Origin of the sequence: Rhodococcus jostii RHA1 (genome assembly GCF_000014565.1) — a bacterium.
Taxonomy (GTDB): domain Bacteria; phylum Actinomycetota; class Actinomycetes; order Mycobacteriales; family Mycobacteriaceae; genus Rhodococcus_F; species Rhodococcus_F jostii_A.
Genome location: NC_008268.1, coordinates 6943331 through 6957217, shown reverse-complemented (window position 1 = coordinate 6957217; position 13887 = coordinate 6943331). Strand labels below are relative to the sequence as shown.

The following is a 13887-nucleotide window of genomic DNA, read 5'->3' as shown; positions in this document are numbered from 1 at the left end:
GGTCGGTAACTTGCGTGAAAGTCTCGTTCACCATAACGGCCGAAAGTGCATTTCATCCCTGTGATGTAGACCACCTGGACGAGCGACCTTGCCGGTGGCACTAACCTCGCAGCGGTGAGCGAATCATTTGTCGGCGACCGCGAGGACGCACCGCTGCCCCCGCTCGGTCACGAGCAATTGCCATCGACCGGAGACGAGCAACTGCCCCTCACGGGCGAGCGGACCGTGCCCGGGATCCCCGAGGAGAACTACTGGTTCCGGCGTCACGAGGTGGTCTACCGCGACCTCCTCCCCCGCTGCGCGGGACGCCGGGTACTCGAGGCCGGATCCGGGGAAGGCTACGGCGCCAACATGATTGCCGATGTGGCACGGACCGTCACCGGACTCGACTACGACATCTCCGCGGTCGAGCACGTGCGTGCGCGGTACCCCCGCGTCGAGATGCTGCACGGCAACCTCGCGGAACTTCCCCTCGACGGTGAATCCGTCGACACCGTCGTCAATTTCCAGGTGATCGAACACCTCTGGGACCAGGCCCAATTCCTCCGCGAGTGCTTCCGGGTGCTGACGCCCGGCGGAGAACTGCTCGTCAGCACCCCCAACCGCATCACCTTCTCGCCGGGCCGCGACACACCCCTCAATCCGTTCCACACCCGCGAACTCGACGCGGCCGAGCTGACCGAGCTGCTCGAGGAGGCCGGCTTCAGGGTCGCCCTCATGACCGGCGTCCATCACGGCGACCGGCTGAAATCCCTCGACGCGAAGCACGGCGGCTCGTTCATCGGCGCTCAGATCGACCGCGCACTGGCCGGTGAACCCTGGCCCGACGAACTGACCCGCGACGTCGAGGGCATCACCGTCGACGATTTCGCCCTGCACGAGGGCGACATCGACGACAGCCTCGACCTGGTGGCCGTCGCGGTGAAGGATCCTGTTCGGTGACCGAATCCGACAACCGCACCGGAGCGGGCGACGCGACGGAACCGGGCATGTTCTGCCTGGTCCTGCACTCCCACCTGCCCTGGCTCGCCAACCACGGCCGGTGGCCTGTGGGCGAGGAGTGGCTGTACCAGTCGTGGGCGGCGTCGTACCTCCCCCTCACCGCGATGTTGCGGCGGCTGTCCGACGAGGGTCGCTCGCATCTGCTGACCCTCGGCATCACCCCCGTTCTCGCAGCTCAGCTCGATGATCCGCACTGCCTGGCGGGAATGCACCACTGGCTGGGGAACTGGCAGATCCGCGCCCACGAGGCGGCAGGCATGCCCGACGACGCGCACCGCGATCTCGGTGCCCGCGAGCACCGCGCGTCCGCCGCCGCACTCGCCGACTTCGAGCTGCGCTGGCGGCACGGCGGCTCACCGGTACTGCGCGACCTTCTCGACCGCGAGGCGTTCGAACTGCTCGGCGGGCCGCTGGCCCACCCGTTCCAGCCGCTGCTCGACCCGCGGTTGCGCGCCTTCTCCCTCCACGAGGGGCTCGCCGACGCCGCCGCACGGTGGTACTGCACACCGACAGGTATCTGGGGACCCGAATGCGGGTACACCCCCGGCATGGAGACCGGATACGCCGAGGCGGGCGTCACTCATTTCATGGTCGACGGCCCCGCCCTGCGCGGCGACACGTCGCTCGGCCGGCCGGTCCGTGAGTCCGACGTGGTCGCGTTCGGACGCGACCTGCAGGTGAGTTACCGGGTCTGGTCGCCGAAGTCGGGCTATCCCGGGCACGGCGCCTACCGCGATTTCCACACGTACGACCACGCCACGGGTCTCAAACCGGCCCGGGTCACCGGACGCACCGTCGACTCGGCCGACAAGGCGCCGTACGACCCGGCTCTCGCGACGGCCGCGGTCGATCGGCACGTGGCCGACTTCGTTGCCACCGTGCGCAAGCGACTGCGCGACGAATCCCAGCGCAACGGACGGCCCGCGCTCGTCGTCGCCGCGTTCGACACGGAACTGTTCGGGCACTGGTGGCACGAGGGCCCCGAATGGCTCGAGAAGGTGCTGCGCGCGCTGCCCGAGGCCGGAATTCGGGTCGGCACCCTCGACGACGCCCGCAGGCAGGGTTACGTCGGCGAACCCGTCCAACTCGAGAACTCGTCGTGGGGATCCGGCAAGGATTGGCGGGTGTGGGCCGGCGATCAGGTCTCGGACCTGGTGCAACTCAACGCCGAGGTGGTCGCGACCGCCCTCGACACCGTCGACAAGACCCACGACGCCGACACCGCCCCCGGACGCCCCGCGCTCCGGAACCGCGTGAACGACCAGATCCTGCGGGAGGCACTCATGACGGTGTCGAGCGACTGGGCGTTCATGGTCAGCAAGGATTCCGCCGCCGGATATGCCCGCGACCGGGCGCACAAGCACGCGCACGCCACCCGCGAGATCGCCGCCGCGGTCTCGGCGGGCAAGGACGCGACCGCGAACCGGCTCGCAGAGGGATGGAACCACGCCGACGGCCTGTTCCCCGGACTCGACGCGCGGCGTCTGCCCGGCAGGGACCATCGGGTGACGGGCACCGAGGGAGGGGCGTCGTGAAGATCCTGATCGTGTCGTGGGAATACCCACCCGTCGTGGTCGGAGGTCTCGGCCGACACGTCCACCACCTGGCCACCGAACTCGCGGCGGCCGGACACGAAGTGGTGGTGCTGTCGCGGCGGCCGTCGGGCACCGACGCCTCCACCCATCCCACCGTCACCCACATCGAGGACGGCGTCCTGGTGGTCGCCGTCGCCGAGGACCCCGCGCACTTCGTCTTCGGCGAGGACATGCTGGCGTGGACACTCGCGATGGGGCACGCGATGGTGCGCGCCGGCGTCGCCCTGCACAAGCCGGGTGTCGGGGAGGGCTGGCAGCCGGACGTGGTGCACGCACACGACTGGCTGGTGGCGCATCCCGCCATCGCGCTGGCCGAATTCTACGACGTCCCTTTGGTTTCCACGCTCCACGCCACCGAGGCCGGGCGGCACAGCGGCTGGGTGTCCGGCCGGATCAACCGGCAGGTGCATTCGGTGGAATGGTGGCTGGCCAACGAATCCGATGCGCTCATCACCTGTTCCGCGTCGATGCAGGACGAAGTGACCACCCTCTACGGTCCGCAGCTTCCGCCGATCACGGTGATCCGCAACGGAATCGACCTCACCACCTGGAGCTTCCGCGAGCGCGCGCCGCGGTCCGGACCGCCGAAACTCCTGTTCGTCGGCCGCCTCGAATACGAGAAGGGAGTGCAGGACGCCATCGCCGCGCTCCCCCGCATCCGCCGCAGCCACCCCGGGACCACGCTGTCGATTGCCGGGGAGGGCACCCAGTTCACCTGGCTCTACCAGCAGGCCCGCACCCATCGCGTCGCCCGTGCCGTGAACTTCCTCGGCAACCTCGACCACATCGAACTGCTCGGGTGGCTGCACGGCGCCGACGCCATCGTCCTGCCCAGCCGCTACGAGCCGTTCGGGATCATCGCACTCGAGGCCGCGGCCTCCGGCACCCCGCTCGTGGCGTCCACCGCCGGCGGCCTCGGTGAAGCGGTCGTCGACGGGGAGACCGGCATGTCGTTCCAGCCGGGCGACGTCACCGGGCTCACGTCCGCGGTCCGGGAGGTCCTCGACGACCCGGCCGGGGCCCAGCAGCGCGCGGTGGCCGCCCGTGACCGTCTCACCGCGGATTTCGACTGGCACAAGGTGGCCGAGGACACCGTCCACGTCTACGCGGGCGCCAAGCGTCGCGTGCGGCACCCGTTGGCGAGGCCGGAGATTCCCGAGCGCCCGCTGCCCGGTCGCTGACGTGGCCCTCAGTCCGTGCGGGTCCACCGGATCCGGATCGGTCCCCGTGCCGATCGCGGATCCACCACGGCACCTTTCTGGGTGACCTCGACCTCCCCGGCATCGGCCAGGCGCCCGGCGGCCTCCCGCACCGGTTCCATCAGGGGTCGCCAGTCGTCCGGGGCGACGGCGCGCGCGACGTCCGACGGGCAGATGCTCGCGCTGTCGGCCCGGGCATCGAGGAGCGCCCGGATGCACTCCTCGAGTTCCCTGTCCGACACGGTCATGACGCCGACTATGCCACCGCGGCGGTCAGTTCTCCTGCGCCGCCTTCTTCCGGGCGATGTCCTCGAGGGCGGCGATGTACTTCGCGCGTTCGGACGCGCCCGCCTCCCACTCGGCCTTGCGGTTCTTCACGGCCTTGGCCGGCGAACCGACGGCGATGCTGAAGTCCGGGATGTCACCCTTCACGACGGCATGCGCGCCGAGGACACAGCCTCGCCCCACCCGCGTATTGCGCAGGACCGTGACCTTGGCCGCCACCCACGTGTCGGGTCCGATGCGGACCGGGCCCTTCACGATGCCCTGATCCTTGATCGGGACGTTCACGTCGTCCATGCGGTGATCGAAGTCGGTGATGTAACACCAGTCCGCCACGAGCGTCGACGCGCCGATCTCGATGTCGAGGTACGTGTTGACGACGTTGTCCTTGCCGAAGACCACCTTGTCGCCGATGCGCAGCGAACCCTCGTGGCAGCGGATCGCATTGCCGTCGCCGATGTGTACCCAGCGGCCGATCTCGAGCCGCGACAGGTCCGGGGTCGAATGGATCTCCACCCGCTTGCCGAGGAACACCATGCCGCGCAGGATCACGTGCGGGTTGGCCAGCTTGAACTTCGCGAGCCGGTAGTACCGCACCAGGTACCACGGCGTGTACGCCTTGTTCGCCAGCACCCAGCGCAGCGAGTCGCGTGTCAGGAAGCGGGCCTGCTCGCTGTCGCTCCGCCGGGATCCTCGCCACCTCGTACGCAACGGTGCGCCCCACATGCTCGTCATAGCCTGTCAGCCTACGTTCACGGCTCGCGCCCTCGTGCGGGTGTGTCCGGACTCCGACACCCGCATCGGGGTGTGCCGATCGGCGCAGCCTCGGCGGGATAGTCTCTGGGCCGAGCGTTATCGAAGACGAGGAGAAGTAATGCGGCGGGTCCTACGTTCGTCAGTACTGGCGCTGGCGACGATCTCGACTGTCGTCCTCAGCGGCTGCAGCAGCGGAACGCAGGTCGACGACATCTTCTCCGCGGGCGGGTGGCCCGGCATGCACGCCGACGCCCGCAACAGCGACACCAGCCCCGTCACCGGTTCCCGCGACCTCTCCTTCGCCTGGTCGCGCCCGCTGGGCGGTCCGGTGGCGAATTACGCATCCGTGGCCGCCAGCGGCCAGATCTTCATCACGGCCCGCACCGAGAAGGGCTGCAACCTCTTCTCCTACCAGATGGACAGCGGCCGCAAACGCTGGTGCCGCCAGCTCGCGCCGGGTGTCGTAGCGTCCACGCCGATCGTCGACGGCGCCGCCAACGTGTACGTGGGCGAGAACGGCGCCATCAACTCGTTCAACGAGTACGGCCAGCTGCGTTGGCGCACACCGGTGGTCGGGACGCCGCTGTCGGCACAGTTCACCGGCGACGGCAATCTCCTCTTCATCACCCAGCTCGGCCAGATCAACGTCGTGGACACGCAGACCGGCCAGAAAGTCGTGGCACCGTACGATCTCGTCCCACCGCCGTCCGTCGCCGAGGGCGCGAACGTCGACATCCTGCCCGACGACAAGGGCCTCAGCGGCTGCTTCTTCGGCGCACCCGACTGCCCGGTGGCCAACATGCCGGCCATCGACCTCGAGTCGGGCAAGTTCTACTTCACGTTCTTCGCGCCCGGCGCTCCCGCGGCGGAACTCGTCTCGATGAAGTACTCCGGCGGCGACAACCCCGCCATCACCCAGGAGTGGTCCAGCGATGCGCTGCCGGGCGGTAGCGCGTCCAGCCCCGACCTGTCGGCCGACGGCTCTGTCGTCTACACCAACGACAACTGGGGCACGTTGTGGGCGATCGATTCCGCGACGGGTGATCCGAAGTGGAGCTACGACATCGGGTACGCCGCCGCCGGCAGCCCGTCGACGTCCGCGGACGGCCTGATCATCCCCGCGGGCGGACTCGACGGCCACCTCCTGGCGTTGCAGGACAAGGGCGATCACGCCGAACTGGTCTGGGAGCGGAAGGATCTGCTGCAGCTGGGCGTCCCGGCGCAGACAGCCGGGTCGACCGGTTACGCGGTGGTCCGCGAGGGTACGGACGGGCTGGCGATGCTCACGTTCGACACCGGGACCGGCGAAACTCTCGACCAGGAGACCCTGCCCGGCGCGAAAGGCTTCACGGTCGGCACGTCCGTCGGGCCGAAGGGTGAAGTCCTGACGCCGACACTGCTCGGGGAGCTGTTCGTCCTCCGCTGACCCGTGAGTACTTGTCAACGTCCGGCGGTTGACAAGTACTCACGGGCGCGAAGCGCAGATGAACGCGACGCCTGCACGGCCGATCCGCGTGATCACCACACTGAGCGAACGACTTCCGCGCAACTTCAGCTTCGGACGCAGGACCGCGGGATCGACGTCGACGCCGCGCACGAGGATTTCCGCCACACCGCAGTCGTGACGCGCCAGCTCCTGCCGCAGCGACTTCTCCGAATACTTCACCTGCTCGAGAATGCGGAAGCCCCGCACACCGTCCGGAACCGAATCGCCGGTGAGATAGGCGATCCGGGGATCCAGCTGCCACAGTCCGTGCCGGGCCGCGTAGTGCCGCACCAGGCCCGCACGCACGACAGCCCCGTCCGGGTCGACGATCCATTCCCCCGGTGCGCGTTCGGGGATGTCGTCGTCCTCGGCGTCCGTCACCGTCCACGCGGTGCCGTCGGAGCCGAGGACGCTCGCCCGCCGGGTGACACCGGCTCCGGACAGTCCCGGCGACCACAGGCACGCCTCCCGCACGCCGCCGTCGAGCGACACCACCTCCACCTCGCCGTCCCAGCCGAGTCGGTCGAAATCGAGTCCGGGAGCGCACTTCACCGCGAGATCCCGTCCGCGGTACGCGTCGATCAGATCCGGCAGCGGCGGTTCCAGCGCGGCCGGGTCGTGTGTTCGCCTGCCGCCGGACCGTCGCGCCGGGTCCGCGAGCACGACGGTGCCGCGGGTGCACGGGACGAGCGCGTCGGCGCGGACAACGGCCGCTCCGGGCACGTTGTGCTGCGCCATCAGGAGCCGGACCGGGTCGAGGTCGCTTCCGATCACCGTCGCGGCCGTCCCGACCACCGCGTCCAGTTCGGCACCGATGGAGCACGTGACGTCGTGGACGTCCCGGTCCCTCAACCGGATCGCACGATGCGCGGCGACCGCACGCGGTGTCGCCTGTTGCAGGGCGTCGTCGGTGAATAACCAGTTTTCGGTGCCGGGAAGTTTGGCGACCGCCTTCCGCCGCAACAGCACGGTCTCCACCAGCAACGCCACGTGTAAGCCGAAACGCGCACGCGCCCGGCCGATGTCGGCCAGGCGCGTAGACGTGGTCAGTGCGAAGCGGTCCACTTCCGCGAGAGCGGCTGCCCCGTCCGGGCTCTGCAGGAACTCGACGTCCCCGGCAGTGAACGCATAACCCAATTCAGTTGCCGGGCTTCACGCCGGTGATCATGACGTTGTAGAAGAATCCCCGCGGCACCACGTGCCGGAGCACCTTCTCGTCGACCCAGCTGAGGGTCTTCCATCCGGTGAACGCGAAACGCCCCCAGCCCCAGCCCAGCTTCTCCGGGGGGACAGCAGCCTCGAACGTACGGACGGGCCACCCGAGCAAGGCGGCGGCGAATTCCTCGGTGGCCGCGTGAACCTGCTCGGCGCCTGCCGACTTCGCGATCTTCTCGAGGTCGCTCGGATCGAACGTGTGGAGGTCGACGACGGCCTCGAGCGCGGCCGCGCGGGAGGACTCGTCCAGTTCCGCCTGCGGGCGACGCCAGTCGGCGAGGAACGGCAACTTGGTGACCCGGGTGGTGACCTCCCACGTCGCGCGACCCAGCCAGCGGGCGTAGAAGTTGCCGATCGTGGTCGGCTCACCGGCGAAGACGAAACGCCCACCCGGCTTCAGGACGCGCAGGACCTCGCGCAGCGACTGCTCCACGTCCGGGATGTGATGAAGGACAGCGTGTCCCACGACGAGGTCGAACGTGTCGTCCTCGTACGGGATGGTTTCGGCGTCGGCGACGCGGCCGTCGACGGACAATCCCAGGCCCTCGGCGTTGCGGAGGGCGACCTTCACCATGCCGGGCGACAGATCGGTGACCGAACCGGTCTTCGCGACTCCACCCTGCATGAGATTGAGGAGGAAGAATCCGGTGCCGCAGCCCAGTTCGAGCGCCCGCTCGTAGGGCAGCGGCTGATCGCCCGCGACGGCGTCGAAACGTCCGCGCGCGTAGTCGATGCACCGTTCGTCGTACGAGATCGACCACTTCTCGTCGTACGTCTCGGCTTCCCAGTCGTGGTAGAGCACCTGGGCGAGTTTGGTGTCCTTCAGCGCGGCCTCTACCTCTTCGGCGGTGGCGTGCGGATGAGGAGCTGGGTCGTCATGGGCGCTTGCAGTCATGCGGCAAATCCTACTCGCTGGTAAGAGTGAACAGGTTCTAGTTTCGGGCTCCAGACTACTCGCCCGTGAACTGAGCCTTACCTGGGCCGTTCTCGATGAACGATTCCATCCCGATCTTGCGGTCCTGGGTGGCGAACAGTGAGGTGAACAGCTGACGCTCCACCGCGAGCCCTGTCGTGAGGTCGACGTCCAGCCCACGGTCGACGGCGGCCTTCGCCGCGGCCAGGGCACGGCCCGCACCCTTCGTGAACTGCGACGCCCACCGACGGGCAGCCTCGTACACGTCGTCCGGCGCCACGACCTCGTCGACCAGCCCGATCGCGAGGGCCTCCTCGGCGTCGACGAACCGGCCCGTGAACAGCAGATCCTTGGCCTTGGACGGTCCGATCAGCCGGGCCAGACGCTGGGTGCCGCCACCGCCGGGAATGACGCCGAGCAGGATCTCCGGCACACCGAGCTTGGCGTTGTCGCCCGCGATACGTCGGTCCGCCGACAGCGCGACCTCCAGGCCGCCGCCGAGCGCGTACCCCGCGATGGCGGCGACGGTGGGCTTCGGGATCTCGGAGACCGCCGCGAGATCCGACTGCAGGTCGCCGATCACGTCGGACATCTGCCCGAAGGTCATCTCGGACATTTCCTTCACGTCCGCGCCCGCAGCGAAGACCTTCTCGCCGCCGTAGACGATGACGGCCTTCACGTCGGCGTCGACGGTCGCCGCCCGCGCCGCTGCCCGCAACTCCTGCTGAACCTGACGGTTCAGGGCGTTCATCGGGGGGCGCGCGAGCCGGATCGTGCCGATGCCTTCGGATACCTCGAGAGTGACAAACTCAGCCATGAGGCAAAAGGCTACTTGTCTGCCTCCGACCCGGTTTCGCGGCCCGCCGCATCCCGATCAGTCGCGGGACGCCCACGGGTGCGGACCGGCTTCGTAGTAGCCGTCCTGCCCCGGGAACTCCACGCGGAGTTGCTCCTCGTCCGTGATCAGGGTCGGCAGGATCACCGGGATCTCCGGCTCCGCGGCCAGCACCTCCGCGACCGAGCCGAACGCGCTGAGCGCCGTGAGCTGACTCCACGTCGGCGGCAGCAGGATGCTTCCGCCGCCCTGCCAGTGCGCGAGCGCCGCAGCCGGACTCTGCCACCGCACCTCCTCGGCCTCGGACGTCGCACCGTCCGCGATCTGGCCGTGCGGTGCGGCGGCCACGAAGAACCGCGTGTCGTAGCGGCGGCCCTCGCCGACCGGGGTGATCCAGTTGGCCCAGGGGCGCAGCAGGTCGGCGCGCAGGACGAGGTTCTCGCGCTTCAGGAAGTCGCTGAACGACAGTTCGCGCTTCTCGAGTTGTGTGCGGGACTGCGCGTAACGGGACGTGTCCGCCACGACCGTGTCCGCGCTCGGTCCCGCGAGGAGCACGCCGCATTCCTCGAACGTCTCGCGCACCGCCGCACACACGAGTGCCTTCGCGCGCGCAGCGTCGGTGGAGAACCGCGCGGCCCACCAGTCGACGGACGGTCCCGCCCAGTCGACCTCGGCGTCGGCGTCCGACGGGTCGACGCCGCCACCGGGGAACACGGTCATGCCGCCGGCGAACGCCATCCCCTTCACCCGGCGGAGGAGGAACACCTCGATGCCGGGCGCCGCGGCGTCTGCCGCGGCGTCACGGATGAGGATGACCGTGGACGCGTCCTTGGGTGCCACGTCGGTACTGTCGCGGGGCGCCTGCTCTTGCTTCGAGACCATGTCTCGGAACCTACGCCGCCGGGTGACGCGGGTCGCAGTCGGTCCCCCGGAGTGACCGCCGGTCCTCAGCCCCGCCGGTGCGCGCCGGGGACGCGGGTCCGCCGCGCGAAGAAGCGGCCGTCGACCTTGTCGAGGCTGATGGACTGGCTGAACGCCTCGCTGAGGTTCTCGGCCGTGATGACCTGATCCAGGAGCCCCTGCGAGACCACCTCCCCCTCCTTGAGGAGCAGTGCATGAGTAAATCCCGGCGGGATCTCCTCGACGTGGTGGGTGATGAGGACCGTCGCGGGGGCGTCGGGGTCGGCGGCGAGGTCGGTGAGGCGCGCGACGAGTTCCTCGCGCCCGCCGAGATCGAGACCGGCGGCGGGCTCGTCGAGCAGCAGCAGTTCCGGGTCGGTCATCAGCGCACGGGCGATGAGGACGCGTTTGCGCTCCCCCTCGGACAGGGTGCCGTACGTGCGCTTCGCGAGGTGCTCGGCGCCGAGGCTCTCGAGCATCTCGACGGCACGGTCGGTGTCCATGTCGTCGTAGCGCTCACGCCAGCGCCCGAGCACCGCGTAGCCGGCGGAGACGACGAGATCGGTCACGATCTCCTCGGACGGCACCCGGTTGGCGAGCGCCGAGGAGGACAGTCCGATCCGCGGTCGCAGTTCGTTGATGTCGACGCGGCCGAGCCGTTCGCCGAGAAGGTAGGCGCTTCCGCTCGTGGGATGCAGTTCGGCGGCCGCGATCCGGAGCAACGACGTCTTTCCTGCCCCATTCGGTCCGAGGACGACCCATCGTTCGTCGAGTTCCACCTTCCAGGTGACCGGGCCCACCAGAGTGTTGCCCCCGCGGCGGAGGAGAACGTCGTCGAATTCGATGAGGAGATCAGGATCAGGTTCATGCACGCACCCATCTTCCCGCACATCTTCCGAGCATTCACGGCAGGATCAGTTGCGTGTCGCCTCACATCGATTCGCACCCCGGCAAGATGTCGTCGCTCCCGCCGAGTCTGCGGCTGCCCGGATCACCGTTTCCCCTGGGAGCGAAAGTGCGTGGCACCGGAACGCAGTTCGCTGTTCACGCTCCCGACGCCGAACTGGTACAGGTGTGCCTGATTTCCGGGGACGGCGACGAGATGCGGATCGATCTGGTCCAGCGGACGTACGGCATCTGGCACGGCATCGTCGAGGGCGTCGGCGCGGGACAGCGCTACGGCTACCGCACGCACGGACGCTGGGACCCCGCACGCGGCGTGCGCCTCAACCCCGCCAAGCTGCTTCTGGATCCGTGGGCGACCCGCATCACGGGAAAACTCGGCGACCACGACGCACTCGTCTCCCACGACGGCGACCCGTTCGGCGGCCCGTCACGCGTCGACAGCCTGGGCCACACACCGCTGTCGGTGGTCACGGCCGACCACGCCCGCACGAGCGGACCGCGGATCGAAAGGCCGTGGGAGGAAACCGTTGTCTACGAACTTCACGTGGGATCGTTCACCGCGCGGCACCCCGACGTGCCTCCGCAGTACCGCGGAACGTATCTGGGTCTCGCCGAACCCGCCGTCGTCGGCCATCTCGTCCGCCTCGGCGTAACCGCGGTCGAACTGCTTCCCGTCCAGGCGTACGTCTCCGAGGCCACCGTCCGCTCGCGGGGCATGCGCAACCACTGGGGGTACTCCACCGCGGCGTTCTTCGCCCCCCACCCGGGCTATGCGGTGGTGCCCGGTGAGGAGATCACCGAATTCCACACGATGGTCGACGCTCTGCACGCCGCGGGGATCGAGGTCATCCTCGACGTGGTGTACAACCACACTTGCGAACAGGGTGTCGACGGCATCAGCCTCAGCTGGCGCGGCCTCGACGCCCCCGGCTACTACCTCCTCGACTCCGACGGTCGCGACATCGATATCACCGGTTGCGGGAACACCGTCGACGCACAGTCGCCCGTCGTCGTCCGGATGATCGGCGACAGCCTGCGCTACTGGGCGCACGAGATGGGGGTCGACGGCTTCCGGTTCGACCTCGCGTCCGCTCTCGGCCGGCCCGGTGGCGGCCGATTCGATTCCCGCGCTTCGATCTTCTCCGCGATCACGGCGGATCCCGTTCTCTCCCGGTGCAAACTGATCGCCGAACCGTGGGATGCCACGTCGGACGGATACCGGGTCGGGCACTTCGGCGTCCAGTGGTCGGAATGGAACGACAAGTACCGCAATACCGTTCGACGTTTCTGGAACGGCGGCACCGGGGTGCGCGATCTCGCCTCCCGGGTGGCGGGTTCCGAGGATCTGTTCGGAAACCGGCGGCCGTGGGCGTCCGTCAATTTCGTGACTGCGCATGACGGGTTCACCGCCGCGGACCTCGTGTCGTATGTCCGTAAACACAACGAGGCCAACGGCGAGGACAACCGGGACGGCGCCGATCACAACGACTCCGTCGACCACGGCGTCGAAGGCCCCACCGACGATCCGTCGATCATCGAGACGCGGTCCCGGCACGTCCGCGCGCTCCTGGCCACGCTCGCGCTGTCGACCGGCACGCCGATGTTCACCGCCGGCGACGAATTCGGTCACACCCTCGGCGGCAACAACAACGCGTACTGCGTCCCCGAGGACACCCCGCGTGAAGACTCCTGGCCGCTCGACTGGAGCACCGGGGACACGACTCTCACCGCGTTCGTCACCCGCGCCCTCGACCTCCGTCGCGCCTCCCCTGCCCTGCGCCAGCCGGAATTCTTCGAGGGCAGGCGCACACCCACCGGCCATCCCGACCTCGTGTGGTTCGGCGCCGACGGCGCCGAGATGGACGACCCCGCGTGGTACGACGACTCCAGGCGCACTCTCCAGGCGTGGATCGACGGATCCGACATCCGCTCCCACACCGAGGACGGGCGCCAGCTCACCGACGACAGTTGGCTTCTCGTCTTCCACTCGGGCGGACCCGCCGTGATTACTTTGGGCTGCCCCGAATGGTTCTACGGGACAGTGCTCGCCGAATTCGACTCGACATCGCCCGACGGCGCACCCGCGCCAGGCGGCCCCATCTCGGGAGACTCCACGATCGCACTGTCCGGTCCGACGCTGCTCGTCTTCCGTGCGGTCGGGTAGATGCCGCCGAAGCGCATCATCAGCTGGATGAGCGGGCCGATGCCCAGCGCGTAGACGACGGTGCCCACCCCGACGGTGCCGCCGAGCAACCAGCCGGTGGCCAGCACGGTCACCTCGATCGACGTGCGGATCACACGCACCGACAGCCCGGTCCGCGCGACCAGACCGGTCATGAGACCGTCCCTCGGTCCGGGGCCCATCCCCGCACCGATGTACAGCACGGTGGCGAGCGCGTTGAGGACCACGCCACCGAGCATCACCACGATCCGCACGAAAAGGGAGTCGGCGGGTTCGAGGAACGCGAGCGACGTGTCCACCGAGACGGCGATGACCACGACATTGGCGATCGTGCCGAATCCCGGTTTCTGACGGATCGGGATCCAGAGTGCGAGTACCACGACACCGGTCAGCGCGGTCACCACACCGAAACTGAGTGGCGTGCGATCCGCGACCCCCTGATGGAACACATCCCAGGGGTCGAGGCCGAGACCGGCGGTGATCATCATGGCCATCGAGAAGCCGTACAGCCACAGTCCGGCGAACAGTGCGATCAGGCGTCGAGCGAGCATGACCGTCAGTGTTCCGGGAAAACCTGCCGCATCCCATAGCCACCACGCAGGCACTGGACCGACGA

12 protein-coding genes and 1 pseudogene are annotated in these 13887 nt (G+C 68.7%); 5 read left to right on the top strand and 8 right to left on the bottom strand.

Annotated elements, in window-relative coordinates; all coding sequences use genetic code 11:
* Positions 1–114 precede the first annotated feature (114 nt).
* The 3 genes from RHA1_RS31600 to RHA1_RS31590 are packed head-to-tail and all read left to right on the top strand — an operon-like array spanning position 115 to position 3778.
* Positions 115–942, top strand: coding sequence for a class I SAM-dependent methyltransferase (locus tag RHA1_RS31600; RefSeq protein WP_011598357.1), 828 nt, complete (start codon positions 115–117; stop codon positions 940–942).
* Positions 939–2537, top strand: a complete 1599-nt coding sequence (locus RHA1_RS31595) for a 1,4-alpha-glucan branching protein domain-containing protein (RefSeq protein ID WP_011598356.1) — start codon at positions 939–941, stop codon at positions 2535–2537. The genes RHA1_RS31600 and RHA1_RS31595 overlap by 4 nt, the downstream gene beginning before the upstream one ends.
* Positions 2534–3778 (top strand): glycosyltransferase family 4 protein, encoded by a 1245-nt coding sequence (locus tag RHA1_RS31590; RefSeq protein WP_016883117.1) that lies wholly within the window; start codon positions 2534–2536, stop codon positions 3776–3778. Before RHA1_RS31595 ends, RHA1_RS31590 begins: the two co-directional genes overlap by 4 nt.
* 8 nt (positions 3779–3786) lie before the next feature.
* On the opposite strand, the gene RHA1_RS31585 is transcribed toward RHA1_RS31590, so the two are convergent.
* Positions 3787–4044, bottom strand: coding sequence for a DUF3253 domain-containing protein (locus tag RHA1_RS31585; RefSeq protein ID WP_011598354.1), 258 nt, complete (start codon positions 4042–4044; stop codon positions 3787–3789).
* 25 nt (positions 4045–4069) lie between these two features.
* Entirely contained in the window at positions 4070–4813 is a 744-nt protein-coding gene (locus RHA1_RS31580; protein ID WP_009479650.1) for an acyltransferase, read from the bottom strand.
* 139 nt (positions 4814–4952) lie between these two features.
* On the opposite strand from RHA1_RS31580, the gene RHA1_RS31575 reads away from it, so the two are divergent.
* A complete protein-coding gene (locus RHA1_RS31575) occupies positions 4953–6260 on the top strand; it encodes an outer membrane protein assembly factor BamB family protein (protein ID WP_011598353.1) in 1308 nt (435 codons plus the stop codon).
* 39 nt (positions 6261–6299) lie between these two features.
* Here the strand turns inward: RHA1_RS31575 and RHA1_RS31570 are convergent, their stop codons facing one another.
* The 5 genes from RHA1_RS31570 to RHA1_RS31550 all read right to left on the bottom strand — a co-directional run bounded on the left by RHA1_RS31570 (position 6300) and on the right by RHA1_RS31550 (position 11055).
* A complete protein-coding gene (locus RHA1_RS31570; protein WP_011598352.1) occupies positions 6300–7457 on the bottom strand; it encodes a THUMP-like domain-containing protein in 1158 nt (385 codons plus the stop codon).
* 1 nt (position 7458) lies between these two features.
* Positions 7459–8430 (bottom strand): class I SAM-dependent methyltransferase, encoded by a 972-nt coding sequence (locus tag RHA1_RS31565; protein ID WP_007296833.1) that lies wholly within the window; start codon positions 8428–8430, stop codon positions 7459–7461.
* Between the two features lie 55 nt (positions 8431–8485).
* Positions 8486–9265 carry an enoyl-CoA hydratase/isomerase family protein gene (locus tag RHA1_RS31560; protein WP_011598351.1) on the bottom strand — a complete coding sequence of 260 codons (780 nt, stop codon included), beginning with the start codon at positions 9263–9265 and terminating at the stop codon, positions 8486–8488.
* Positions 9266–9322: 57 nt separating this feature from the next.
* Positions 9323–10165: an NUDIX hydrolase gene (locus tag RHA1_RS31555; RefSeq protein ID WP_009479646.1), complete on the bottom strand. Its 843-nt coding sequence runs from the start codon at positions 10163–10165 to the stop codon at positions 9323–9325.
* A gap of 65 nt (positions 10166–10230) precedes the next feature.
* On the bottom strand, positions 10231–11055 hold the full coding sequence (locus RHA1_RS31550; protein WP_009479645.1) for an ABC transporter ATP-binding protein: 825 nt from the start codon (positions 11053–11055) through the stop codon (positions 10231–10233).
* Between the two features lie 83 nt (positions 11056–11138).
* Between RHA1_RS31550 and glgX the strand changes: the two are divergent.
* Positions 11139–13103, top strand: a pseudogene (gene glgX, locus RHA1_RS31545) (glycogen debranching protein GlgX); the annotation flags it as partial.
* 17 nt (positions 13104–13120) lie between these two features.
* Here the strand turns inward: glgX and yczE are convergent.
* Positions 13121–13822, bottom strand: a complete 702-nt coding sequence (gene yczE, locus RHA1_RS54005) for a membrane protein YczE (protein WP_237726976.1) — start codon at positions 13820–13822, stop codon at positions 13121–13123.
* Positions 13823–13887: the final 65 nt, after the last annotated feature.